Raw genomic sequence first — 25,028 nt, forward strand, 5'->3', positions numbered from 1 at the left:
AGTCCAGGTAGACGATGGGATAGATGGCTTCCAGCGGCCGTGCCTGCCAGGCTTTGACCTCGTCGCTGACCGCATCGGTCACAGAGGAAATCAGGCTGGGCGAGACCTCGGTGCCATACATCTCCTGCAGGTGCCCCTGAATCTCGCGCACCGTCATGCCGCGGGCGTACAGCGAGATGATTTTGTCGTCGAAGCCGCTCCAGCGGGTCTGGTGCTTGGGGATGAGCTGGGGCTCAAAGCTGCCGTGGCGGTCGCGTGGAACTTCGATGGGCAGTTCGCCGAAATCGCCCTTGAGGGTCTTCTTGCTCTTGCCGTTGCGGGTGTTGCCAGTGGTGTTGGCTACCGCTTCGTTGCGTTCGTGGCCCAGATGCTCGGTCAGTTCGGCGTCTAGGGCTCGCTCCACCAGCAGCTTGGTCAACTGCTTGAGCAGGCCGTTCTCGCCGATGAGGTCTTCGGGCTTCTTGTAGTTGGCCAGCAGGCCAGACAGCAGTTCTTCGGGTACGTCGTGTTTCTTGGTTGTCATTGTGTTTGCGGACAAGCAGGCTCTCGCCTGCGGTGGATTGTCCGTTTACACAAAATTCTGCACACCCTCGAACCTGAGGGCAGCTTTTCAGATACCTCCTACCTCGATGGCACTCATCGCCTGTACTACTTCAAGAATCTTCCGAGCTTGCCGTTCATTATCATGGTCGCGAAAGCGCACTCCGATATTTTCACGGCTTGGCGAAAACGTGCACTGATCATTGCCTGTCTGATGGGGGTGCTCACAGCAGCCTTTATCGGCTTGTCCTTTGCTTTCGTGACACAGCTCAAGCGACGAATACATGCCGAGTCGGAGCTGGCTCTGCTAGCTCGTACCGATGGGCTGACGGGCTTGAACAACCGCCGCAGACTCGACGAAATGCTGGATCAGGAATGGCACAGGGCCAGACGAAACCATAGTATTTTTTCATTGCTATTCGTCGACATTGACAGGTTCAAGGTCTACAACGACACATACGGACACCAAGCTGGGGATGACGTCATCGCAACCATAGCCCAATGCATTGGTGACAATATTCGCAGGCCTGGAGATATCGCAGCTCGTTACGGAGGCGAGGAGTTCATCGTTGTTTTGCCGGATACGTCTCTAGAGGGCGCTTCATGCCTTGCAGAAAGCATCCGCGCCGCCGTTTCGCAACTCTCTGTTGAGCACTCCGGAAGCGAATTCGGCTACATCACCGTCAGCATTGGTTGTGCGGCATGGGAGCCAGAACACGATGCAGATGTAGCCTCGGTGATCCGTTCGGCCGACGAGGCGCTGTACAAGGCCAAGACGACAGGTCGCAACAAAGTTGTTGTATTCACCAAAAGTCCGACACAGCGAGCAGCAGACTTTCGGGACACAACGAAAAGCCATAGCCAGTCCCTGATCTGAATCCGTCATGGAGGCGGCACCGGCGCTGATGTTCGATGAGCACAAGAAAGAATGACGAAAGGTTGCAACGCCGCTCGACAATGTCTGCGTTGCCCTGGCAGCAGCAAAGGCTGCAACGGATCTTGCCGACGGCCAGAAGCTGTCTGTCACAAACTTCAGCTTCTGCGCTGCTGAGCTGCATTACGATCAACGCGAAAACTGCCACTACGTTCCCAGCGAACCACTCGACTGACATCGAGTTGAGGAGCAGGCTGCATGTGCATTGGCTGCTCAGGTTCCCGGTCGCCACAGGCAATGTTGAAAGGCCATGCTCAGCCTGATTGCTGGAGCGTGATCTGCGCGCTCAAGGGGTCCAGGCTGAGAGCACTGCTGCCACCGGCCCTGCGGGCATTGTGAATGCGGCGCCAGCTCCGCATCTAACGGTCAATTCAGCAGGAGTGAAGAGATGTCATATATCGATGGTTTCGTGATCGCTGTCCCCACTGCCAACAAGCAGAAGTTCATAGAGCACGCGCGCAAGCTCGACCCGATATTCATCGAGCTTGGCGCAATCAGGGTGATCGAGGCTTGGGGAGATGACGTCCCCGATGGCAAAGTTACCGACTTCCGCCGCTCGGTTCAGGCCACGGCCGAGGAGACGGTGGCTTTTTCATGGGTCGAATGGCCGGACAAGGCCACGCGCGACGCAGCCATGAAGAAGATGATGGAAGACCCGCGCATGGACCCATCCGCCCCCGGCAACCCGCCCATGCCCTTCGACGGCAAGCGCATGATCTTTGGGGGGTTCGAGCAAGTCGTCGAAGTGAAGCCCTGAGGTCTGATATTCAGCTCATTGAGCTGTCAGGTTCAAACCCAGGCGACATCACCCTCTCACCAGTTGCTTGATGCAATGCAGCCTGGTCTCCACCTAGCTGCGCCGGTGATCCCCGCACCAGCCCTGGCTAGCCTGCGTCCAGAGCGCCTGCATGCTGCAGTCGCTCTCATCGCGATGCACAAAAACATCGCCTTTGCGCATCCGGGCATTCTCTCTCGGGCGAGTGGTGGGTGTGGCGGGGCGACATGCAGAGGGCTGTGCGTCATGAGCTCCACAAGCCGTAATGGTCAACCGCTACTCATCGCCGTGGGTTGTGCCTGCAATTGCGGCGGTACCGCCGCCCCGGGAATTTGAGTCCGGTGGATTCAGCAAGCAGAAGCAGCCCGCCCTCGCTGGATGGATGCACCGCCTGCCGATACCGGCTATCGCCGCCTCCGGCACAAAGCCGGAGCTGAGCGCTGCCTTGTACTGCGTCCCGTTGGTGCTCGATAGCGGGGCTGGACTGCGGCCGCGACACTGATTGATTCAACAATGCCGCCGCAAGCATCTGCCGGTTGCACCCTTCGGTGACGATGACACCTGGGCACACATGGACATCCATATGTGCCCAGGGTGCATGTCAATCGTGCTTATTTGGGGGAGAACAGGAAGTTCATCACATCGCCGTCCCTGACGATGTACTCCTTGCCTTCGGCGCGCATCTTGCCGGCATCCTTGGCACCCTGCTCGCCCTTGAAAGCGACGAAGTCTTCAAAGGCAATGGTCTGGGCACGAATGAAACCGCGCTCGAAGTCACCGTGAATCACACCCGCGGCCTGGGGAGCCGTAGCGCCGACACGCACAGTCCAGGCACGCACTTCCTTTTCACCGGCGGTGAAATAGGTCTGCAGGCCCAGCAGCTTGAAGCCAGCACGAATCAGGCGATTCAGGCCAGGCTCTTCCAGACCCAGCTCCTGCAGGAACATATCGCGGTCTTCGTCTTCCATCTCGGCCATCTCGGCCTCGATCTTGGCGCAGATGGCGACCACCGGTGCGCCCTGAGCTTCTGCATATTCCTTGAGGCGATCCAGAAAAGGATTGTTTTCAAAGCCGTCTTCGGACACGTTGCCCACAAACATGGCGGGCTTGGCAGTGATCAGGCAGAAAGGCTTGAGCAGGGGCGCATCTTCCTTGGACACCGACACCACACGGGCGGGCTTGCCTTCATTCAGGGCTGCCTGAATGGGAGTCAGCAGTGCCACCAGCTTGGCGGCTTCCTTGTCGTTACCGGACTTGGCGGCCTTGCTGTAGCGATTCAAAGCCTTTTCCACCGTGGCCAGATCGGCCAGGCACAGCTCGGTCTGGATGACTTCGATGTCGGAAATCGGGTCCACCTTGCCCGCCACGTGAATCACGTTGGGATCTTCAAAGCAGCGCACCACGTTGACGATGGCATCGGTTTCGCGGATATGGGCCAGGAACTGGTTGCCCAGTCCTTCGCCCTTGGAAGCACCAGCCACCAGGCCGGCGATGTCCACGAATTCCACGATAGCGGGAACGATGCGCTCGGGCTTGACGACCTCGGAGAGCTGATCCAGACGCGGATCGGGCACTTCCACCACGCCGGTGTTGGGCTCGATAGTGCAGAAGGGATAGTTCTCGGCGGCGATGCCGGCCTTGGTCAGCGCGTTGAAAAGAGTGGACTTGCCCACGTTGGGCAGGCCCACGATGCCGCATTTGAGGCTCATGGAAATTCCTTATGTATCAATGCACTATCGAGCACCACACCCATGTGGCGGAAGTGCCCGATCCGCATCGTCGCGAATCCGGTTCTTTTGAAGCGTGACCCATAGGCACTCTGTTCACCCAGAGTTTCGTCCCGGTTTGGCCACGGAAAGCCCCCGATTGTAATGACCCGGCAATCTCTGCTCATCTGCGGTAGATTGCGCCGCGGTTCCGGCCAGAAAGCAAAAAAGCCTGCGCAAAGACAGGCTTGGGAGAAAAAGTCCGGGAAATGTCGGATCAATCAGCGGTCAACGCCGGCGAACTCTGTCGTATGGGGCCAAACAGTTGCTCTAGCCCGGCGGTCTCCTCCAGCCGTCGGAACTGGGATTGCGGACTGCACAGATATTTGGTCATGCAGGGAGTCCGACAGCTGCGCATCAAGGCGGGCACCTTCTGGGCAAACTCCAGCACCCAGTCTCCGGCCTCACAGCCAATATGGGCATGACCGTCCGGCAGACAGAAATCTCTGTCGGGGGCACGAAAAGTCAGGCGAGCGATCTTTCCGGCAAAAGCACTGCTGCCGGTGAGAACCACGAAATCGCCAGATTTGAATTCAGCCATGCCGCCCTCCCCTCGTTGCTGCTGCCAATGGCCTTATTGGACACTGGTTCTGCTGCATCACTATTACAGGGATGCCCCAAGTCTTTGAGGGTCAAAGGCCTACACCCTCAATCAAAGCGCAGATTGCCCGCCAGTTGCTGGCCCACAGCCAGCTCTGCTGCAGCATCCGCAACGTCTGGCAGACCCAGCACTATGGCATTCATACCAAAAGTAATAGCACCATCCACACGCGGATCTTGGCGATAACTGGAAATTGAATCTCCCACTGCCGTGCCGGGTACGGCGGTGTCGGGGTCTATATCGGGAATCGGGCAGCGCGTACAGGGCTTGCAGGGCAGCAGGCTCAGACCGGGCAACTGGGGCAGATCCAGCTGTTCCACACGATCTTCATCATGGGCTTCGATATCGGCAATCACGATATTCGGACGAAAGCGCCGCGCATCGACAACAGCCTCGCCGGCCTGCGTCAGCCGCTGATTGAGCTCGTCCACGGCCGACTGGCTGAGCAGCAGCAAAGGGTAGCCGTCGGCAAAATGCACCGGAGCGTCGCCATCGCCCACCCAGCGTTCGCTGGCCCGGCGAGGTTGCGAATTATCAAAGCGCACCAGATGGCAGTCCTGCGCCAGAGCCCGGCTCAGCCAGCTGCGTGCAGGCGCGGCCCATTCGCCGAGGTTCCAGGCATCGACCGTATCCTTCCAGACCCGCGCACGGCATTTGCTGCCCTGTACCAGCAAAGGAATCTGCAAGCTGTCCATGCCCGGAAAATGCAGCAGCAAGTATTCGTCCGTAATCTCGGGCCGGATCAGCGCCATGCGCGGATGACTGCGCTGGGTCAAGAAATCGCCATTGGCATCGACCACCATCCAGTGCCTGTCCCATTGCAGGCCATGGCGCGAGAGCGCGGCCTTCGGCACGGCAATACCGGCGCAGGATTTGACGGGGTAGATCCACAGTTCGGCAATCCGGCCCTGCACGTCATAGGCGGTGTCGGTCATCACATCTCCTTCGATTACGGATTCATCTTTCATTTTGCCCTCTAGTCCCTGCCTGACCTGCACAGCCCGCTATCAACAACATAGTTGGCTGCAGTCGACGACCGCATGGCATGAGGTTTCCTCTATGGACGCAGGCCCTGTCCGCGCCTCCTACAATGCCGGACATGGCGCAAACCTTTGATGTATGTATTCGTGGAGCCGGCATTGTGGGCCGGACCTTGGCTCTTTTGCTGGCGCGTGAGCGTCTGCGTGTCGCGCTGGTGGCGCCGCCACAGCCTCGATCCCCGCAACAAAAGGATGTGCGCGCCTATGCGCTCAATGCCAGTTCCAGGGCCGTGCTGCAGTCGTTGCGCTGCTGGCCTGACGACGAGGATGCCACACCCGTGGTCGGCATGCAGGTGTTTGGCGATCTGGACGGCCAGGTCCAGTTCGATGCAGCTTCTCAGGAAGTGCCGGCACTGGCCTGGATCGTCGATGTCCCCGCGCTGGAGCAGCGCCTGGCCGAGGCCGTGCGCTATCAACCCCAGGTGGAAATCGTCAAGGAGCCGGTGGAAGCCGCACTCACCGCCGTCTGCGAAGGCCGCTCCAGCAGCACGCGTACCGAATTCGGCGTGGAGTTCTCCGTCACGCCCTACTCCCAGCACGCCATTGCCACCCGGTTGAGCTGTGAGCTGCCGCATGGCGGCATTGCACGCCAGTGGTTCACGCCGGAAGGGATCCTGGCCTTTCTACCCATGGGCGGTCCCGACGGTCACGAAGTGGCCGTTGTCTGGTCGCTGGAGCAATCGCTGGTGCCTGACTGGCTGGAAAGCGACGAAGAAAGTTTTACCACTCGCCTGCAGTCCATCAGTCAGGATGCGCTGGGCCAGCTGGAGCTGGTGGCCGAGCGCGCCACCTGGCCTCTGCAACAGGCCGTGGCCGACCGCTGGTGCGGACCGCTGGACAGGAACAGTCAACAAAGCTGGGTGCTGGCGGGTGACGCCGCCCACAACGTCCACCCGCTGGCCGGCCAGGGTCTGAACCTGGGCCTGGGCGATGTGCAGACTCTGGCACGCATCCTTCAGGAGCGCGACTACTGGCGCAGCCCCGCCGACCTGAAGCTGCTGCGCCAGTACGAGCGTGAGCGCAAGGCATCTCTGGCCCCCATGGGCCTGGCCATGGACGGGCTGCAGCAGCTGTTTGCCCGTCCCGAAGTGCCTGTGCAGATGCTGCGCAACTGGGGCATGAAAGGCTTTGAGCGCAGCGGCCTGCTCAAGTCCTGGATGGCCAAGCAGGCCATGGGTCTGCTCTGAGAAGACGGCTCAGGGAACCCTTGACTCAGTCCGTACTCCAAGCAACAGCCCTGCCGTCCATGCATAGTGGATGGCAGCCGACCTCATTCTTTCCACGCTGCAGCGCGCTGCAGCCCACGACATCTTCCATGAAACTTGTTGCCTGCCTGCTGGCCACCGCCAGCCTGACCTTCGGCCTGAGCGTGCATGCCCAGGATGCCAACCTCAAGAAGACGCTGACCGAGCGCATTCCCCAGCTCGAGAAAATCGACGAGGTGCGCTCCACCCCCATGAGCGGCCTGTACGAAGTACGCGTGGGCACGGACATCTTCTACACCGATGCCAAGGGCAACTATCTGATTCAGGGCGAGCTCATCGACACCAAGGCGCGCCGCAATCTGACCGAAGACCGCATGACCCAGCTCACGGCCGTGGACTTCAAACAGTTGCCCATCAAGGACGCCATCACCATCGTGCATGGCAAGGGCGAGCGCAAGATGGCCGTGTTTGAAGACCCGAACTGCGGCTACTGCAAGCGCTTCGAAAAAGACCTGCAAAGCGTGGACAACGTCACCATCTACCTCTTCCTCTACCCCATCCTGAGCCCGGACTCGGCCGAGAAGTCGCGCAATATCTGGTGCGCCAAGGATCAGGCCAAGGCCTGGCATGAGCAGATGCTGAACAGCAAGAACGCACCAGCCGCCCAGTGCGACCCCGCCGCCATCCAGCGCAATCTGGCTTTCGGCCGCAAGTACAAGATCACCGGCACGCCCACCGTGATTTTTTCCAACAATGTGCGTGTGCCCGGCGCCATCTCGGCTGCCGAGGTCGAAAAGCACCTCGCCGCCGCCAAGTAATCCCTGTCTTATTGCCGGAGCAGCGTGCATCTGATGAAGTTTCAGGCACGCTGCGATAGGTTCGCATGCTCCGGCCCGCATTTCTGGAGCTGCCATGATCTCTGCCCCCAATGCCTCCGGCATTCGCCCCGACATCCACTTTGCCGTGCAGGCCAGCGCGGTGGAAGCCCATCTTTTCGATGTGCAGCTGCATATCGCCCAGCCTGCGGCACAGCAGTTGCTGTCGCTGCCGGTGTGGATTCCGGGCAGCTACCTGGTGCGCGAGTTTTCCAAGAACCTGCAGGGCTTGAAGGCCACGCAGAACGGTCAGCCCGTGGCCGTGCAACAGCTCAGCAAGAATCAATGGAAAATCGCCTGTAACGCCAATGCAGATTGCGTTATCAGCTATCAGGTTTGCGCTTATGACACCTCGGTGCGCACCGCCTGGCTGGATCGCCGGCGTGGCTTCTTCAACGGTACCAGCCTGTGCCTGCGCGTGCATGGTCAGGAAGAGCGCCCCCATGCACTGGAGCTGCTCGGCAGCCCCGCCACGCAGGACTGGCAGGTGGCCACCGGCCTGACGCCCGCGCAAATCGATGCCAACGGCTTCGGCCTCTACACGGCAGCCCATTACGACGAGCTGGTGGACTGCCCCGTGGAGATGGGCCGGTTCTGGCGCGGCAGCTTTGTGGCCGGAGGCGTGCCCCACGAGTTCGTGGTGGCCGGTGCTGCGCCCAGCTTTGATGGCGAGCGCCTGCTCGCCGATACGAAAAAGATCTGCGAGGCCGAGATCGCCTTCTGGCACGCCGACGGCAGCCAGCCGCCCATGGATCGCTATGTCTTCATGCTCAATGTGGTGGATGACAACTATGGCGGCCTCGAGCACCGCAACAGCACGGCACTGATCTGCGGCCGCCGCGATCTGCCGCGCAAGGGTGAGGCCAAGGCCGGCGAGGGCTATAACACCTTGCTGGGCCTGATCAGCCACGAGTACTTCCACACCTGGAACGTCAAGCGCCTGCGCCCGGCCGAACTGGCCCGCTACGACTACGAGCAGGAGAACTACACCGAGCTGCTGTGGTTCTTTGAAGGCTTCACCAGCTACTACGACGATCTGTTCCTGCGCCGTGCCGGACTGCTGGACAACAGCCAGTACCTCAAGCTCGTCACGCGCACCATCAACCAGGTGCTGCAGACGCCGGGCCGCCTGGTGCAGTCCGTGGCCGAGGCCAGCTTCGACGCCTGGGTCAAGTACTACCGCCAGGACGAGAACACCGCCAATCACACGGTCAGCTACTACACCAAGGGCTCGCTGGTCGCTCTGTGCCTCGATCTGGCCCTGCGCGCCAACGGCAAGAGCAGCCTGGACGATGTGATGCGCGGCCTGTGGCGCAGCAGTGAAGGTGGCCCCATCAGCGAAGCCGATGTACTGGCCGTGGTCAGCGAAGTGGGTAACCCTGAGATTGCCGGACAGCTGCAAGCCTGGGTTCATTCCACCGAGGACCTGCCGCTGCGCGAGCTGCTGGCCCGGCATGGCATCAAGAGCAAGGCCGAGCCCGCACAGCTGGCGCAGAAACTGGGTCTGCGCGTCCAGGAAAACCATAGCGTGCAGATCAAGACCGTGCTGCGCGGCGGCGCTGCCGAGCAGGCCGGCATGATGGCTGGAGACGAGTGGCTGGCCGTCGAGGCCGATGGTCAGCGCTGGCGCATCAGCAAACTGGACGATGTGCAGCTGTACGCGGCCGGCTCCAATCAGCTCACGGCCTGGGTAGCACGCGACCAGCAGATCCTGCAGCTGACGCTGAACCCGGGCGGCCTGCTCGCCAAAGCCGCCAGCGAGGATGCAGATAGCGCCAGCCCCATCAGCAATCTGGGACTGGAAATCAGCGACAAGGCCGCCGCAGAGCGCTGGCTGACGGGCATTGCGGCCTGAGCCCGGCCCCAAAGTGGCGCTGCAGCGCGACAGCTGGCAGCCAGACTCAGCGGTTATTCTTGACAGCAGCCATTCATTCTTTAGCAGGAGACAAACTTGGCCTACGAAACTATCGAAGTCCGCGTGGAAGCGGACAAAGTCGGCGTCATCACGCTGAACCGTCCCAAGCAGCTCAATGCCCTGAACGACCAGCTCATGGACGAACTGGGCGATGCGCTCAGGAAGTTCGATGCCGACAAAAGCATTGGCTGCATGATCATCACCGGCAGCGAACGCGCCTTTGCCGCCGGTGCCGACATCGGTGCCATGGCCAAGTACAGCTTTGCCGACGCCTATGGCGGCGACTACATCACGCGCAACTGGGAAACCATTCGCAGCATCCGCAAGCCCGTGATTGCCGCCGTCAGCGGCTTTGCCCTGGGCGGCGGCTGCGAGCTGGCCATGATGTGCGACTTCATCATCGCTGCCGATAACGCCAAGTTCGGCCAGCCCGAGATCAAGCTGGGCGTGATTCCTGGTGCCGGCGGTACGCAGCGCCTGCCGCGCGCCGTGGGCAAATCCAAGGCCATGGACATGGCTCTGACCGCCCGCATGATGGATGCCAGCGAGGCCGAGCGCGCCGGCCTGGTCAGCCGCGTCGTGCCTTTTGACAAGCTAATGGAAGAAGCTCTGGGTGCGGCCATCATCATCAGCGGCTTCTCCCAGCTGGCCGTGATGGCTGCCAAGGAATCCGTGAACCGTGCATTCGAGAGCGGCCTGTCCGATGGCGTGATGTTCGAGCGCCGCCTGTTCCATGCCCTGTTTGCCACCCAGGACCAGAAGGAAGGCATGGACGCGTTTGTGAACAAGCGCCCCGCCAACTTCACCCACCAGTAAGCAGCAGATTTTTCGCGAGAAATTTCAGAAAACCGACTGAAGCAGCGATTTTTTGCATATAATCGCTGTCTTCGGTCGTGTAGCTCAGTTGGTTAGAGCGCAGCATTCATAATGCTGATGTCGCAGGTTCAAGTCCCGCCCCGACCACCAGACAGGAAACCGCAGTGTTTGCAAAAGCACTGCGGTTTTTTCTTTGCCTGGTGCTGCCGGATAAAAAAATTTCCAAGTTTGCCGCCAGGCCACTGTTTTACCTCTAGAATTGCGCACTGTCGGTCGTATAGCTCAGTTGGTTAGAGCGCAGCATTCATAATGCTGATGTCGCAGGTTCGAGTCCCGCTACGACCACCAAATACAAGCCCCAGTTGCTCACGCAGCTGGGGCTTTTCGCTTTTTACAGAGGCGACATGGCGCCGCACTGCCCTTTCTGCCCTGCAGAAATCAGCGCAGATCGCTCCGCCATGCTCCAGCCGCTCAAACCTCCCCTTCAAGGACTTTTTTCGTGCCCGTTGCACCCCAAGGATGCCGCACGCACGCTGCGTGCCCGCGCGCTGGTCTTGCGCCCAGCGAGGGCCGGCTTTTTTCTGCAAAAGCCGGCCTGCAGGCACCCGAAGTCCGTCTTCGCTCAAGGACTCCCCCGTGACCACACCAACCACAGGCGCCGTGGCAGGCATAGCCGCGCCCGCCGCTCCAACAGAAGTCAACGGATACAGCTGGAAAGCACTCATGGGCTCGGCCGTCGGCTACGCCATGGACGGCTTTGACCTGCTGATTCTGGGCTTCATGCTCTCGGCCATCTCCAAGGACCTGAACCTCACGCCCGGCCAGGCCGGCTCTCTCGTGACCTGGACCTTGATCGGCGCCGTCTTCGGCGGCATCGTCTTCGGCATGCTCAGCGACAAATACGGCCGCATCCGCGTGCTGACCTGGACGATCGTGCTGTTTGCCGTCTTTACCGGCCTGTGCGCTTTTGCACAAGGCTATTGGGACTTGCTGATCTACCGCACCATCGCCGGCATCGGCCTGGGCGGCGAGTTCGGCATCGGCATGGCACTGGCCGCCGAGGCCTGGCCCGCACGCCATCGCGCACGCGTCTCGTCCTATGTGGCTCTGGGTTGGCAACTGGGCGTGCTGGGCGCAGCCATGCTGACCCCGCTGCTGCTGCCCTCCATCGGCTGGCGCGGCATGTTTCTGGTCGGCGTGATTCCTGCTGTCGTGGCCTGGGTCATCCGCAACAAGCTGCATGAGCCCGAAGTTTTCGTGGCACGCAGCAAGAAGGAGCAGCCCTCGGCCATGCAATGCCTGAAACTGCTGATGAAGGACAAGGCCACGCGCAAGATCAGCCTGGGCGTGATCGTACTGACCTCGGTACAGAACTTCGGCTACTACGGCATCATGATCTGGATGCCCAGCTTTCTGTCCAAGCAGATGGGCTTCAGCCTGACCAAGTCGTCCATGTGGACGGCCGTCACCATCGTCGGCATGTCGCTGGGTATCTGGGTCTTCGGCCAGCTGGCCGACCGCATCGGCCGCAAGCCCACTTTCCTGATCTTCCAGCTCGGCTCCGTGATCTCGGTGCTGGCCTATTCCCAGCTCACCGATGCCACGGCCATGCTGTGGGTGGGAGCCATCATGGGCCTGTGCGTCAACGGCATGATGGGCGGCTATGGCGCCGTCATCAGCGAAGCCTATCCCACCGAGGCCCGCGCCACGGCTCAGAACGTGCTGTTCAACATCGGCCGCGCCGTCGGCGGCCTGGGCCCGGTCGTCATTGGTGCGCTGGCCATGGCCTACTCCTTCCAGGTGGCCATTGCGCTGCTGGCCGCCATCTATGTGCTGGACATGCTGGCCACGGTCTTTCTGATTCCCGAGCTCAAGGGCAAGGAACTTCATTAAAGATAGCTGCCATCGCAGACCCATCAAGCGCCAGAGCCTTATAGCCTGGCGCTTTTTTATTGCCGCTGAATCATCCCAAGGCAACAAGCCTCCGCTGGGGCGCCCGACGCAGGGGCAGCGGCCACACGAAGCGGGCATGTGTGGGGGCCGAGCACCTTATCTGCGCTGCCCGAACACTTCGCTGACCAATTCCCGCAGCCACTGGTTCGCGGGCTCCTGCGCAAAGCGCCAGCTCCAGTGCAAAGAGACATCGAAAGCACTCTCTGGCAGATCGGCCTGCAGCACCACATATCCGCCCTGTGCTTCAAAGGTCTCGGCAATCTCGGCGGGCATGATGACGGCCAGATCCGTCTGATGCACGATGGAAGGCACGGCCATGAAGTGGGCCGCCGACAGCCGCACCTGATCCTGCAACTCGAGCTTGCGCAGAATGCGCAGCGTCTCGGAATGCGAGCGCACGGCCACATAGTCGAGCCCGCGCAAATGTTCAGTGCTCAGCCTCTCGGCCTTCAAATCCTTGAGCACCGGATGCCCCTGACGCAGCAACAGGGCGTAGTGATCGGACAGCAGCACCTTCTGCTGCGTGCCCGTCACACCAGGCAGAAAGCCGATGGCGATATCCAGCGAGCCGCGATCCAGGGCATCGGCAATCTCGCCCATGGGCATGGGCAGGGTTTCCAGCTGCACATGGGGCGCCCTGCCTCTCAAGGCCTGCATCAGCGGTGGCAGGAAGCGCGCCTCGCCAATATCGCTGAGGTGAATGCGAAAGCACTGATTCGCCTGCAAGGGATCAAAACTGTGTGCCTCTGCCAAGGCCACCTCCAGCGTTGCCAGCGCAGTTCTTACCGCCTGAGCCAGCCGCTCGGCACGCGGCGTGGGGCGTACGCCCCCATGCATGCGTTCGAACAGCGGATCGCCCAGCAAATGGCGCAGCCGCGTCACCGCCTGACTGGCTGCGGGCTGGGAAAGACCCAGCTCCTGCGAAGCGCGGCTGACGCTGCCGTGGCGGAACACCGCATCGAAAACACGCAAGAGATTGAGATCCAGACCTGATATATCCATTAAACGAATATCTCTTAGATGATTTATTCAATTGCTGGAAATTATCTCCAAAGGCAGGATTGATGCCAACAGTGCCAAGGCCCGATGCCAGCCCGATCCAAGGAGAATTTTTTGCCCGCCAACACCGCCCCCAATGCCCAGGCCGCCGAGGTCTTCACCGTGCGCCACGCCGTCATCAACATGCTGCGCGAGCTGGGCATGACGCGCATCTTCGGCAACCCGGGCTCCACCGAGCTGCCCTTGTTTCGCGACTATCCCGAAGACTTCTCATACATCCTCGGCCTGCAGGAAACCGTGGTCGTGGGCATGGCAGACGGCTATGCCCAGGCCACGCGCAATGCCAGCTTCGTGAACCTGCATTCGGCCGCCGGCGTGGGCCACGCCATGGCCAATATCTTCACGGCCTTCAAGAACCGCACGCCCATGGTCATCACGGCCGGCCAGCAGACGCGCTCGCTGCTGCAGTTCGACCCCTTCCTGCATTCCAACCAGGCAGCCGAGCTGCCTAAGCCCTATGTGAAGTGGAGCTGCGAGCCCGCGCGTGCCGAGGACGTGCCCCAGGCCCTGGCGCGGGCCTACTACATTGCCATGCAGGAGCCGCGCGGCCCGGTCTTCGTCTCCATTCCCGCCGATGACTGGGATGTGCCCTGCGAGCCCATCACGCTGCGCAAAGTCGGCTTCGAGACCCGACCCGACCCACGCCTGCTGGACAGCATAGGCCAGGCGCTGGAGAGTGCGCGCACACCGGCCTTCGTGGTCGGAGCGGCCGTGGACCGCAGCCAGGCCTTCGAGGCCGTCCAGGCCCTGGCCGAACGCCACCAGGCGCGCGTCTATGTGGCGCCCATGAGCGGACGCTGCGGCTTCCCCGAGGACCATGCGCTGTTCGGAGGCTTCCTGCCCGCCATGCGCGAGCGCATCGTGGACAGGCTTTCGGGCCATGACGTGGTCTTCGTCATCGGCGCACCTGCCTTCACCTACCACGTCGAAGGCCACGGCCCCTTCATCGCCGAAGGCACGCAACTCTTCCAGCTCATCGAGGACCCCGCCATCGCCGCCTGGGCCCCTGTTGGCGACGCGGCCGTGGGCAATATCCGCATGGGCGTGCAGGAGCTGCTGGCCCGCCCCCTGACGCATCCGCGCCCCGCGCTCCAGCCCCGGCCCGCCATACCGGCGCCGGCGGCACCCGAGCCAGGCGAGCTGATGAGCGATGCCTTCCTCATGCACACACTGGCCCAGGTGCGATCGCGCGACAGCATCATCGTCGAGGAGGCGCCTGGCTCGCGCTCCATCATCCAGGCCCATCTGCCCATCTACGCTGCCGAGACCTTCTTCACCATGTGCAGCGGCGGGCTGGGCCACAGCCTGCCTGCTTCCGTAGGCATCGCGCTGGCCAAGCCCGACAAGAAAGTCATAGGCGTCATCGGCGACGGCTCGGCCATGTACGCCATCCAGGCCCTGTGGGGCGCAGCCCATCTGAAGCTGCCGGTCACCTACATCATTGTCAAGAACCGCCGCTACGCTGCCCTGCAGGATTTCTCCAGGGTGTTCGGCTACCGCGAGGGCGAGAAGGTCGAGGGAACGGACCTGCCCGACATCGACTTCGTGGCCTTGGCCAAGGGCCAGGGCTGCGACGGCGTGCGCGTCACCGAAGCCGCCCAACTGCCCCAGGTTCTGCGGGACGCCCTGCGCAGCCCGCGCGCCACTCTGGTCGAAGTCGAGGTCGCCTGACCCGGCCCCGAGCTCTCGGAGACAAGACATGCACAACACACAAGAGTCGCGAGCGGCCACCGTCGGCATCCTGGGAGCGGGGGCCATGGGCACCCTGTTCGGCACCCGGCTGGCCCGGGCCGGCATCCCCGTCACGCTGGTGGATGTCAACGCGCAGCTGCTCCAGGCCATACGCGAGCACGGCGTGCACTGCGAGACCGACCAGGGTCCGCTGCACGCCGGCGTTCAGGCCCTGCAGGCCCATGAGCTGACGCAACCGCCCGCGCGCTGGCTGATCTTCACCAAGGCCGCCCATACCCAGGCCGCGCTGCAAAGCATTGCCCACCTGATAGGGCCCGAGACCCTGCTGCTCAGCCTGCAAAACGGCATAGGACATATCGAGACCCTGCACGGATTTGCCGACTCCCAGCAGATCGCCGTGGGTGTGACGACATGGCCGGCCCGGTTGCTGGCTCCCGGAAAAGTGAGTTCGCTGGGCAGCGGCAAGATCCGCTTCATGCCGCGCACCGGGCAGGCGGACGCCAGGTTCCAGGACTTCTGCGACGACCTCAACCGCGCCGGACTGCATTGCGAGATCGATCCCGAGGTCGAAACCGCCATCTGGGAGAAGCTGGCCTTCAATGCAGCCTTCAACGGCCTGTGCGGCATCACTCGCCAGACCGTTGACGGACTGGCCAGCCCTCTGGGCCGCAGCCTGATCCACGAAGTCCTGGACGAGGTCGTTGCCGTAGCTGCGGCCAACGGCATCGCCGTGGACGCCCTGCGCATCCGGGCCACGGTGGAGGACGCCCTGAACCATCATGTGGGACACCAGCCATCGCTGCTGCAGGACCTGCTGGCGGGGCGCCCCACCGAGACCGACTCCATCCACGGCGCGGTGGTGCGCGCGGGCGAGCGGCATGGCATTGCCACGCCCATGACACGCACCCTGCACCGGCTCATCAGCATGGCACAGCAGCGCACGCCATAGGCCCAGGACTCGGCGAAAACGCATCGAAGGCTCGGGAAAGACAGCCAAACAAAGAGAAAGACAGCATGGCCCGGGCCCACGGATTCAACAACAAGGAGACAACATGCGCAGAACCTTTCTCAAAGCCGGAGCTGCTTGCGGTGTACAGCTCATGCTGGGTGCGGCCCACGCCCAGCAGGCGTCCGCCAGACCCATGGAGTGGGTGGTCGGCTTTGCAGCGGGCGGCGGCTCGGATGCTGTGGCTCGCGGCGTAGCCGAGGCCTGGGCCAAGCCCATCCATCGCAACATCGTGGTGATCAACAAGCCGGGGGCCGGCACCAACATCGCCGCAGAATATGCGGCGCGCTCGCGCGACTATGGCAACCTGGTCTTCACCGCCGACTTCGCCACCCTGGCCGCCAACCCGCATCTGTTCCCCAAGCTGGCCTACAACGCCGAACAGGACTTCGTCCCCATCAGCCTGCTGGCGCGCTTTCCGCTGCTGCTGGTCGTCAACAACGAATTGCCGGTGCGCAGCTTCCAGGAGTTCGCAGCCTGGGCCAAGGCCAACCCCGACAAGCTCAGCTATGGATCTCCCGGGCTGGGCACCCCGCATCACCTGGCCACCGAACTGCTGGCCCAGAAGATGGGCGTGAAGATGACCCACGCGCCCTACCGCGGCGCCGGCCCGGCCATGCTGGATGTGATCGGCGGCCAGATTCCCTTCATGCTGGTGGACAGCGCCGCAGGCCTGCCCCACATCAACACGGGCAAGGTCCGCGCCATCGGCGTGGCCAGCGCGCAGCGGCTCAAAAGCCTGCCCCGCACGCCCACGCTCATCGAGCAGGGCGTGGCCGGCTTCGAGGCATTCGCCTGGCAGGGCCTGGTCGCCCCCAGGGGCACGGATGACGCCACCATCCAGATGTGGTCCAGGACGCTGCAGGAAACCCTGAAGACGCCGGCCGTGCAGGCCCGCTTCGAATCACTGGCCCTGGAGCCCCTGCCCAGCACTCCCGAGCAGATGCGCGAGTTCTGGCTCTCCGAGAAGAAGCGCTGGGGAGAGGTCATCAAGACCGCAGGCATCAAGCTGGACTGATCGATATCAATGACAAGCAGGAAAACGCATATGGAGACTCCCATCACTCAACGCCCTTCTGCGCACAGGCAGTTGCGCGCCCTGATCACCAAGGGCTGGGCCAGCCTGGGCATGGCGCTTTGCCTGGCACCGGCCGCCCAGGCACAGACATGGCCGGATCGCCCCATCCGCCTGATCGTGAACTTCGCCCCTGGCGGCGCCGCCGATGTGATGGGGCGCGCGATCTCTCCCACCATGAGCCAGGTGCTGGGCCAGTCCGTGGTGGTGGACAACAAGCCCGGAGCCAACGGCAATATCGGTATCAGCGAAACCGTGCGCTCTGCCAAGGACGGCTATACGCTGCTGCTGAGCAGCGGCGGCGGCATCAGCATCAATCCGCTGATCTACAGCAAGCTGCCGTTCAACCCTGAAAAGGACTTGATCCCCGTGGCGGCCGTGGCACGCGTGCATGTGTTTCTGGAAACCAACCCCAGCCTTCCCGTGAGCAATGTGCAGGACTTCATCAAGCACCTGCAGGCCAATCCGGGCAAGCTGTCCTACGGCTCGCCAGGCCCGGGCAGCTCGCCTCATCTGGCCGGTGAGATGTTCAAGCGCGCGGCCAAGGTCGATGCCAGCCATATTCCCTACAAGGGTGCCGGTCCGGCCTTGACCGATGTGCTCAGCGGTCAGCTGCAATACTGGTTCGATCCGGGCCCGGGACTCAAGCAGGTCGAGGCCGGCAAGCTCAAGCTGCTGGCCATAGGCAGCCCGCACCGCTCGCCTCTGTACCCCAAGGTACCCACGCTGGCCGAAAGCGGCCTGCCGGGCTTCGATGCCGACACACTGTTCGGCGTCTACGCGCCGGCCGGCACGCCCGCACCCGTGGTGGATGCCGTGCGCGCCAGCGTGATCAAGGCACTGGAGCAAAAAAGCGTGGTCGATGTGATCCAGGGTCTGGGCGCCACGCCCGAGCCGCGCATGAGCCGCCAGGACTTCGTGGACCACCATGCCAAGGAACGCGCCCGCTTTGCACCGCTGATCAAGGAAATCGGCTTGAAAGTGGACTAAGAAATTTCAGTTCAACGTGGGAGTCCGGTTGCCCGAAAACTCCCTTTTGACCGCCCGTCTGAAAGGACCGGTGGTCTTTTTTTGGTTTGTGCAAACAAGCATGCTCAACAGGCGTGCCTACCGACAAAACACCGAGTCAGATCCGAATTTGCGCAAGTCGTGCTTCAGTGGGAGGCCACCGCCACCACTACCGCAGACTCGGCCACCTCCAGCCAGACATTGTCATTGGCCACCAGCCCGCTCATGGCCGGCGCAAAGCCCACGATCTGAGCACCCCAGCTCAAGCGACAGATGGCTTCGTCGGAAGCCAGGCTCTCTTCCGTCACCGTGGCCGCGCCATAGGTCGCGCGCTGCACCACGGCAGGCCAGATATTGATGGGCTGCGTGGACCCTACAGGCCGCTCCTGCCCCAGCCAGACCTTGACGGCCGTGGCCTTGCACAGTGCCAGCACCTGCACGCCGGGTGCCAGACCCAGCAGCTCATAGCTTTCGGGCGTGATACGCGCGGCAATCGTCCAGTCCGAGCCTGCATCGCTTGCGGCACGCAGCCAGACACGGATCTGCCCGCCTATGGACTCGACCTTGAGCACGCTGCAGGGCCACTGATTGCGCATGCTGGTCATCAGGCCCAGATTGGGCTGCCCGCCACCGGGCGTGCCGGCCTGCATGCGCTGCAGCAACTCGCTGCGCAAGCGCATCATGGCCTCGGCAGCATGCAGCAATTCTTCGCCCGCCGGCGTGATCTGTGCACCGCCGCCCCCGGCGCCGCCCACGCTGCGCTCGACCAGCGGCACGCCGGCCAGATTGGTCAGGGTATCGATGGCCTGCCAGGCCGCCTTGTAGCTCACGCCCACATCGCGCGCGGCCTGGGAGATGGAGCCGCTTTGCGCAATCCCGCGCAGGATGGCAATGCGACGGTCGGCCATGTCATAGCCCAGCGCCTGGGAAACCGAGTCGGACGATAGTGCGCCTCCCGGCACAGCCTCGTCGCCGGCCATATCCAATTGTTCTTGTTCGAAATTTTCTGTGTCTGACATAGACCGCCATCATGCCCTGACAGCCAATTTCCTCGCTCGACCTCAGTTGTTCATTCACGTTACACTCGCTATTCCATTAATGAATAGCGAAATTTCAATGACTCAGATCACTGCCCGCTCCACCGGTTTTTCCTTTCAACTGGCTCGCTCTGCGGCCGTGATCGGCACAGTCGTGCTGGGCCTGTGGTCTGCGCAGGCGCAGGCCGCGGAAGTGGCGGTCGCCGTGGCCGCCAACTTCACCGCGCCCATGAAAAAGATTGCGGCCGAGTTCGAGAAGGATACCGGCCACAAGGCCGAGCTGTCGTTTGGCGCCACCGGCAAGTTCTATGCCCAGATCAACAACGGCGCACCCTTCGGCATTCTGCTGGCCGCCGACGACACCACACCCGAGAAGCTGGCCAAGGAAGGCAAGGGCGTGACCGATTCGCGCTTCACCTACGCCATCGGTACGCTGGTGCTGTGGAGCCCCAAGGCCGGCTATGTGGACGACAAGGGCGATGTGCTCAAGAGCGGCGACTACAAGCACATCGCGATTGCCAATCCCAAGCTGGCCCCTTACGGAACAGCTGCCATGGAAGTGCTGAACAAGCTCGGCCTGAGCGCACAGGTACAGCCCAAGGTGGTGATGGGCGAGAACATCGCCCAGACCTACCAGTTCGCGGCCACCGGCAATGCGCAGCTGGGTTTTGTGGCGCTGTCCCAGGTCATGGAGAACGGCAAGATCCGCGAGGGTTCGGCCTGGCAGGTGCCCGGCAACATGCATGAACCCATTCGCCAGGACGCCATTGTGCTCAACAGCGCCAAGGACAACGAAGCCGCTGCGGCTTTGATGAAGTACCTGCGCAGCCCCAAGGCACATGACATCATCCGCTCCTATGGTTATAGCTTCTGACGCTTGACCGGCAAATCCTGGAGCTCAGACCAATCCGCTCTACCCTTGGCGCTGCTCGGCTAAGCTGGGCGCTCCAAGGGTCTTTTTTTACGATTTGCGCAAATTCGGATCGGACATGGTGCTTTGCCGATAGAAATGTCCGTTGTGCATGCTTGTTTGCGCAAGTCCTGTTTTTGATTCCATGCAACTGAATGCCGAAGACTACGCAGCCATCTGGCTCACGCTCAAGCTCGCGGGCGTGACTACCGTGCTGCTCATGCTGTTGTGCACACCGCTGGCCTGGTGGCTGGCCCATACCCGTTCGCGCTGGCGCGGCCCGATCGGTGCCGTGGTGGCGCTGCCGCTGGTACTGCCGCCCACCGTCATCGGCTTTTATCTGCTGGTCACCATGGGCCCCAATGGACCCATAGGCAAGCTCACGCAGGCCATGGGCCTGGGCAATCTGCCGTTCACCTTTGCCGGCCTCGTGGTCGGCTCGCTGATCTACTCCATGCCATTCACCGTGCAGCCGCTGCAGCGTGCCTTCGAGGCATTGGGCCCGCGCCCCATGGAGGCTGCCGCCAGCCTGGGCGCCAGTCCGCTGGACCGCTTCCTGACCGTGGCCCTGCCGCTGGCGCGTCCCGGATTCATCACTGCCGCCGTGCTGACCTTTGCCCACACCGTGGGCGAATTCGGCGTGGTGCTGATGCTGGGCGGCAACATCCCCGGCGTCACGCGCGTGGTCTCGGTACAGATTTACGACCATGTGGAAGCCATGGAGTACGGCCACGCCCATATGCTGGCGGCCGGCATGGTGGTGTTCTCCTTCATCGTGCTGCTGGCTTTGAACTGGCTGCAACCCAAAGCGGAGCGCCGCGCATGACAGCCACCAATTTCATCGCCGCACAGCTCAGGCTGAGCCGACCGGACTTTGAACTCGATGTGGATCTGCAACTGCCCGGCCAGGGGGTCACGGCCCTGTTCGGGCCTTCGGGCTGCGGCAAGACCAGCTGTCTGCGCAGTCTTGCCGGGCTTGAACGGGCGCAAGGTCGCGTCACCGTCAACCAGACCGTATGGCAGGACGATACCAGCCGACAATGGCTGCCCACGCACCAGCGCGCACTCGGTTATGTGTTTCAGGAGGCCAGCCTGTTTCCGCATCTGTCGGTGCAGCGCAATATCGACTACGGTCTCAAGCGCACGCCGCAGGAACGCCGCAAGGTCTCCAAGGAGCGGGCCGTGGAACTGCTGGGCATCAGCCATCTGATGGATCGCATGCCCGCCACGCTTTCGGGCGGCGAACGCCAGCGCGTGGCGATTGCACGGGCTCTGGCCACCAGCCCCGAAGTGCTGCTCATGGACGAGCCCCTGGCCGCGCTCGACGCCCAGCGCAAGGCCGAGGTTCTGCCCTATCTGGAGCAGTTGCAGCGGCATCTGCGGATTCCCGTGATCTATGTGAGCCACTCCATGGACGAGGTTGCGCGCCTGGCCCAGCATATGGTGCTGCTCGGCGCGGGCAAGGTGCTGGCGCAGGGCTCCGTCACCGAATTGCTCTCCAGCCTCGATCTGCCGCTGGCCCATGGCGACGTGGCCTCCAGCGTGGTCCATGCCACAGTGCAGGCCCATGACGCTGCCGATCATCTGAGCACCCTGATCTTCGACGGAGGCCGGCTGCAGCTCGTCATGGCCAGACCGCGCGAGCCGGGCAGCCAGGTGCCGCTGCGCGTGCAGGCACGCGATGTCAGCCTGAGTCTGCTCAGGCCCGAGGGCAGCAGCATTCTCAACATCCTGCCGGTGCAGGTGCTGGGCCTGCGCGAGGACGGGCCGGGGCAGGTCATGGTCTCGCTGCAGGCGGGTGGCACCCGGCTGCTGGCCAGAATCACCCGGCACTCGGCCAAGGCCTTGCAACTGCAGGCCGGCATGCCGGTGTATGCACAGATCAAAGGGATGGCACTGCTGGACTGAGCCCAGCGCATCCGCCCCTTGCCGGCAAGGGATGCGCCTGCTGACTATCATCAGCCCATGACCGAGTCCGCCTGCCTCATCCCTGCCCAGCCGATAGCACCGCTGCACACCCATGCCGTGAGCTTCTTCAACGCCGGGCAGCAGGAGCGCCAGGAGCGCGTGCTGGCGGCCGAGGTGCCGATCGCGCTGGTCTTCAACGGCATCTCGCATGCGGTGATGATGGGCTCGCCCACCGATGTGGAGGACTTTGCGCTGGGCTTTGCGCTGACCGAGGGCATCATCGACAGCGCCGCGGACTGCTACGGCATCGAAGCCCGCCCCGTGTCTGCCGCTGCGGCCGGCCTGCCCGAAGGCATGGACGGCATGGAAGTGCAGCTCGACATCGCCTCGCGCTGCTTTGCCCGGCTCAAGGACAAACGCCGCAGCATGACGGGCCGCACGGGTTGCGGCGTCTGCGGAGTCGAGAGCTTTGCGGCGCTGGATCTGTCGTTTGATGCCCTGCCGCCCCAGGACTGGCTGGAGCAGGTCGACGCAGCCACCGTGCTCAAGGCGATTGACGCCCTGCCGCCACACCAGATTCTCAATGCCGAGGCCGGCGCCATCCATGCCGCAGGCTGGGCCACGCTGGCCGGCGACATCACGGATGTGCTCGAAGACGTGGGCCGCCACAATGCGCTGGACAAGCTGGTCGGCCGGCTGGCCCGCACAGGCCGCCTCGGCGAGCCCGGCTTTGTGCTGCTGTCCAGCCGCGGCAGCCATGAACTGGTGCGCAAATGCGCCAAGGTCGGCATCGCGGCGCTGGCCACGATTTCCGCGCCCACCTCCATGGGCGTGCGCATGGCCGAGCTGACGGGCCTGCGCTTCTGGGGGCTGTGCCGTCCGCCCAAGGCCGTGCTCTATGCTGCGGGCGGCAAAGCCTGAGCAAGCCCTGCTGCCAAGCGCCAGCCTCTAGAATCACGGCATTGCGGCCATGACTCCAGCTCTGACCGCCCCACGATCAGCCCCTGGATATACACCATGAACCGCTGCACCACCGACCTCATCAGCCGCCGCTTCGTGGCCTGCGCCCTGCTGGCCGCTGCCGCCAGCGCCGGCCTGCCGGCCCTGGCCCAGGGCCTGCCCTCGGACGACACGCGCAACTTTCCGCCCACGGCGCAGTTCGGCGAACTGACGGTCACCCATTTCCCCGAAGTGGCCATCAACGGCACGGCCATTCGCACCACACCCGGCTTTCGCCTGTTCAGCCGCGAACGCAGCCTGGTCTTTGCCAGCAACTATGCAGGCCAGAAGCTGCTGGTGGGCTATGTGATCGAGCCACAGACGCAGGGTCTGCACACGGCCTGGATTCTGACCCCGGCCGAAATCGAGAAATACAAGCCGATCCAGCCGCGCACCCTGCTGCAGCGCGTGTTCGGCAGCTGAGTCCGGCCCGCGCCGGCCGCTATTGATTGACGAACTGCTTGCGTTTTTTCAGCAAGCTTTTCGAACTGTTTCCATATCCAAATCGAGTGATGGCAAGCGCCAGCCGCTATCACTTTGTGCTTGCAGACTCTGCAAGCCCACCTGACAAGAGCGCCCCATGAGCAAGAAAGTCTTTATCAAAACCTTTGGCTGCCAGATGAACGAGTACGACTCGGACAAGATGGCCGATGTGCTGGGCGCGGCCCAGGGTTACGAGCCCACACAGAACGTGGACGAGGCCGACCTGATCCTGTTCAACACCTGCTCGGTGCGCGAGAAGGCCCAGGAAAAAGTATTCAGCGATCTGGGCCGCATCCGCCATCTCAAGGAAAAAGGCGTGCTGATCGGCGTGGGCGGCTGCGTGGCCAGCCAGGAGGGTGCCGAGATCATCAAGCGCGCTCCGTTTGTCGATGTGGTCTTCGGTCCCCAGACCCTGCACCGCCTGCCCGAGCTGCTCAATCAGCGTGCGGCCAAGGCCAAGCCCCAGGTCGATATCTCCTTCCCCGAAATCGAGAAGTTCGACCACCTGCCACCGGCGCGCGTGGAAGGCGCTTCGGCCTTTGTCTCCATCATGGAGGGCTGCTCCAAATATTGCAGCTACTGCGTCGTGCCCTATACACGCGGCGAGGAAGTCAGCCGCCCCTTCGAGGACGTGCTGGTGGAAGTCGCGGGCCTGGCCGAGCAAGGCGTCAAGGAAATCACGCTGCTGGGCCAGAACGTCAACGCCTACCTGGGCAAGATGGGCGACAGCAGCGAGATGGCCGACTTCGCGCTGCTGCTGGAATATGTGGCCGAGATTCCCGGCATCGAACGCATCCGCTACACCACCAGCCATCCCAACGAGTTCACGCCGCGCCTGATCGAGGCCTACGCCAAGATTCCGCAACTGGTCAGCCATCTGCATCTGCCTGTGCAGCATGGCAGCGACAAGATCCTCATGACCATGAAGCGCGGCTACACGGCCATGGAATACAAGAGCACCATCCGCAAGCTGCGTGCCATCCGCCCCGATCTGGCCATGAGCAGCGACTTCATCGTGGGCTTCCCCGGCGAGACCGAGGAGGACTTCCAGAAGATGATGAAGCTCATCCACGATGTGCGCTTCGACAACTCGTTCAGCTTCATCTTCAGCCCCCGCCCCGGCACGCCTGCAGCCAATCTGCACGACGACACGCCGCACGAAGTCAAGCTGCGCCGCCTGCAGGAGCTGCAGGCCGTGATCAACACCAACATCAAGGAGATCAGCGAAGAGCGTGTCGGCACGGTGCAACGCCTGCTGGTCGAAGGCGTGAGCAAACGCGACGGCAGCGAGCTGATGGGCCGCACCTATTGCAACCGCGTGGTCAACTTCCCCGGCAACGAGCGTTTGATCGGACAGATGGTGGATGTGAAGATTACCGAAGCCAAGGCTTACACCTTGCGCGGCGAAGTCCTGGTCAAGGATTGACAGCC

22 protein-coding genes, 2 tRNA genes and 1 pseudogene are annotated in these 25,028 nt (G+C 62.6%); 19 read left to right on the forward strand and 6 right to left on the reverse strand.

Features of this window, described 5'->3' with window-relative positions; translation table 11 throughout:
- A partial coding sequence (locus ACWGXF_RS14900) for a transposase (RefSeq protein ID WP_452102064.1) occupies nt 1-523 on the reverse strand: 523 nt, incomplete at its 3' end.
- Between the two features lie 69 nt (nt 524-592).
- Between ACWGXF_RS14900 and ACWGXF_RS14905 the strand changes: the two are divergent.
- Nucleotides 593-1,417 (forward strand): annotated as a pseudogene (locus ACWGXF_RS14905) (GGDEF domain-containing protein); the annotation flags it as partial.
- 445 nt (nt 1,418-1,862) lie between these two features.
- A complete protein-coding gene (locus ACWGXF_RS14910) occupies nt 1,863-2,231 on the forward strand; it encodes a DUF1428 domain-containing protein (protein ID WP_003071059.1) in 369 nt (122 codons plus the stop codon).
- Between the two features lie 629 nt (nt 2,232-2,860).
- On the opposite strand, the gene ychF is transcribed toward ACWGXF_RS14910, so the two are convergent.
- From ychF to ACWGXF_RS14925, 3 genes are all read right to left on the reverse strand, one after another.
- Nucleotides 2,861-3,958, reverse strand: a complete 1,098-nt coding sequence (gene ychF, locus ACWGXF_RS14915) for a redox-regulated ATPase YchF (protein WP_003071057.1) — start codon at nt 3,956-3,958, stop codon at nt 2,861-2,863.
- A 274-nt stretch (nt 3,959-4,232) separates the two neighbouring features.
- A complete protein-coding gene (locus ACWGXF_RS14920; RefSeq protein ID WP_256628555.1) occupies nt 4,233-4,556 on the reverse strand; it encodes a hypothetical protein in 324 nt (107 codons plus the stop codon).
- A 107-nt stretch (nt 4,557-4,663) separates the two neighbouring features.
- The gene (locus ACWGXF_RS14925; RefSeq protein WP_256631280.1) at nt 4,664-5,551 is read right to left on the reverse strand and encodes an MOSC domain-containing protein; all 888 of its coding nucleotides are present in this window, start codon (nt 5,549-5,551) and stop codon (nt 4,664-4,666) included.
- Between the two features lie 164 nt (nt 5,552-5,715).
- Between ACWGXF_RS14925 and ACWGXF_RS14930 the strand changes: the two genes are divergently transcribed.
- The 7 genes from ACWGXF_RS14930 (at nt 5,716) to ACWGXF_RS14960 (ending at nt 12,360) form a co-directional block, all read left to right on the forward strand.
- Complete coding sequence (locus tag ACWGXF_RS14930; RefSeq protein WP_012839786.1) at nt 5,716-6,843, forward strand: FAD-dependent monooxygenase; 1,128 nt, start codon at nt 5,716-5,718, stop codon at nt 6,841-6,843.
- 128 nt (nt 6,844-6,971) lie between these two features.
- Nucleotides 6,972-7,679 carry a DsbC family protein gene (locus ACWGXF_RS14935; protein ID WP_003071046.1) on the forward strand — a complete coding sequence of 236 codons (708 nt, stop codon included), beginning with the start codon at nt 6,972-6,974 and terminating at the stop codon, nt 7,677-7,679.
- A gap of 94 nt (nt 7,680-7,773) precedes the next feature.
- Nucleotides 7,774-9,591, forward strand: a complete 1,818-nt coding sequence (locus tag ACWGXF_RS14940) for a M61 family metallopeptidase (RefSeq protein WP_256628556.1) — start codon at nt 7,774-7,776, stop codon at nt 9,589-9,591.
- A gap of 96 nt (nt 9,592-9,687) precedes the next feature.
- Nucleotides 9,688-10,467, forward strand: coding sequence for an enoyl-CoA hydratase (locus ACWGXF_RS14945; protein ID WP_012839788.1), 780 nt, complete (start codon nt 9,688-9,690; stop codon nt 10,465-10,467).
- A 73-nt stretch (nt 10,468-10,540) separates the two neighbouring features.
- Nucleotides 10,541-10,617, forward strand: a tRNA-Met gene (locus ACWGXF_RS14950).
- Between the two features lie 121 nt (nt 10,618-10,738).
- A tRNA-Met gene (locus ACWGXF_RS14955) sits at nt 10,739-10,815 on the forward strand.
- A gap of 375 nt (nt 10,816-11,190) precedes the next feature.
- Nucleotides 11,191-12,360: an MFS transporter gene (locus ACWGXF_RS14960; protein ID WP_193751125.1), complete on the forward strand. Its 1,170-nt coding sequence runs from the start codon at nt 11,191-11,193 to the stop codon at nt 12,358-12,360.
- A gap of 156 nt (nt 12,361-12,516) precedes the next feature.
- On the opposite strand, the gene ACWGXF_RS14965 is transcribed toward ACWGXF_RS14960, so the two are convergent.
- Nucleotides 12,517-13,422, reverse strand: coding sequence for a LysR family transcriptional regulator (locus ACWGXF_RS14965; protein WP_012839790.1), 906 nt, complete (start codon nt 13,420-13,422; stop codon nt 12,517-12,519).
- A gap of 111 nt (nt 13,423-13,533) precedes the next feature.
- Between ACWGXF_RS14965 and mdlC the strand changes: the two genes are divergently transcribed.
- The 4 genes from mdlC (at nt 13,534) to ACWGXF_RS14985 (ending at nt 18,242) form a co-directional block, all read left to right on the forward strand.
- On the forward strand, nt 13,534-15,150 hold the full coding sequence (gene mdlC / locus ACWGXF_RS14970; protein WP_256628557.1) for a benzoylformate decarboxylase: 1,617 nt from the start codon (nt 13,534-13,536) through the stop codon (nt 15,148-15,150).
- Nucleotides 15,151-15,178: 28 nt separating this feature from the next.
- Nucleotides 15,179-16,120, forward strand: coding sequence for a ketopantoate reductase family protein (locus ACWGXF_RS14975; RefSeq protein WP_087865218.1), 942 nt, complete (start codon nt 15,179-15,181; stop codon nt 16,118-16,120).
- A gap of 103 nt (nt 16,121-16,223) precedes the next feature.
- Nucleotides 16,224-17,195, forward strand: a complete 972-nt coding sequence (locus tag ACWGXF_RS14980) for a Bug family tripartite tricarboxylate transporter substrate binding protein (RefSeq protein ID WP_059440751.1) — start codon at nt 16,224-16,226, stop codon at nt 17,193-17,195.
- Between the two features lie 30 nt (nt 17,196-17,225).
- On the forward strand, nt 17,226-18,242 hold the full coding sequence (locus tag ACWGXF_RS14985; protein ID WP_012839795.1) for a Bug family tripartite tricarboxylate transporter substrate binding protein: 1,017 nt from the start codon (nt 17,226-17,228) through the stop codon (nt 18,240-18,242).
- A gap of 164 nt (nt 18,243-18,406) precedes the next feature.
- Here the strand turns inward: ACWGXF_RS14985 and ACWGXF_RS14990 are convergent, their stop codons facing one another.
- Nucleotides 18,407-19,279 (reverse strand): molybdenum-dependent transcriptional regulator, encoded by an 873-nt coding sequence (locus ACWGXF_RS14990; protein WP_081007818.1) that lies wholly within the window; start codon nt 19,277-19,279, stop codon nt 18,407-18,409.
- Between the two features lie 97 nt (nt 19,280-19,376).
- Here ACWGXF_RS14990 and modA point away from each other — a divergent pair, with 97 nt between their 5' ends.
- The 6 genes from modA (at nt 19,377) to miaB (ending at nt 25,023) form a co-directional block, all read left to right on the forward strand.
- Complete coding sequence (modA, locus tag ACWGXF_RS14995; protein ID WP_003075262.1) at nt 19,377-20,171, forward strand: molybdate ABC transporter substrate-binding protein; 795 nt, start codon at nt 19,377-19,379, stop codon at nt 20,169-20,171.
- Nucleotides 20,172-20,352: 181 nt separating this feature from the next.
- Entirely contained in the window at nt 20,353-21,033 is a 681-nt protein-coding gene (modB, locus tag ACWGXF_RS15000) for a molybdate ABC transporter permease subunit (protein WP_003075261.1), read from the forward strand.
- Nucleotides 21,030-22,115, forward strand: a complete 1,086-nt coding sequence (modC, locus tag ACWGXF_RS15005) for a molybdenum ABC transporter ATP-binding protein (protein WP_054075735.1) — start codon at nt 21,030-21,032, stop codon at nt 22,113-22,115. Before modB ends, modC begins: the two co-directional genes overlap by 4 nt.
- A gap of 57 nt (nt 22,116-22,172) precedes the next feature.
- On the forward strand, nt 22,173-23,036 hold the full coding sequence (gene fdhD / locus ACWGXF_RS15010) for a formate dehydrogenase accessory sulfurtransferase FdhD (protein ID WP_256628558.1): 864 nt from the start codon (nt 22,173-22,175) through the stop codon (nt 23,034-23,036).
- A 96-nt stretch (nt 23,037-23,132) separates the two neighbouring features.
- The gene (locus ACWGXF_RS15015; RefSeq protein ID WP_256628559.1) at nt 23,133-23,537 is read left to right on the forward strand and encodes a hypothetical protein; all 405 of its coding nucleotides are present in this window, start codon (nt 23,133-23,135) and stop codon (nt 23,535-23,537) included.
- Between the two features lie 157 nt (nt 23,538-23,694).
- On the forward strand, nt 23,695-25,023 hold the full coding sequence (gene miaB, locus ACWGXF_RS15020) for a tRNA (N6-isopentenyl adenosine(37)-C2)-methylthiotransferase MiaB (RefSeq protein ID WP_256628560.1): 1,329 nt from the start codon (nt 23,695-23,697) through the stop codon (nt 25,021-25,023).
- Nucleotides 25,024-25,028 lie beyond the last annotated feature (5 nt).

It is taken from the genome of Comamonas sp. HJ-2 (assembly GCF_053615495.1).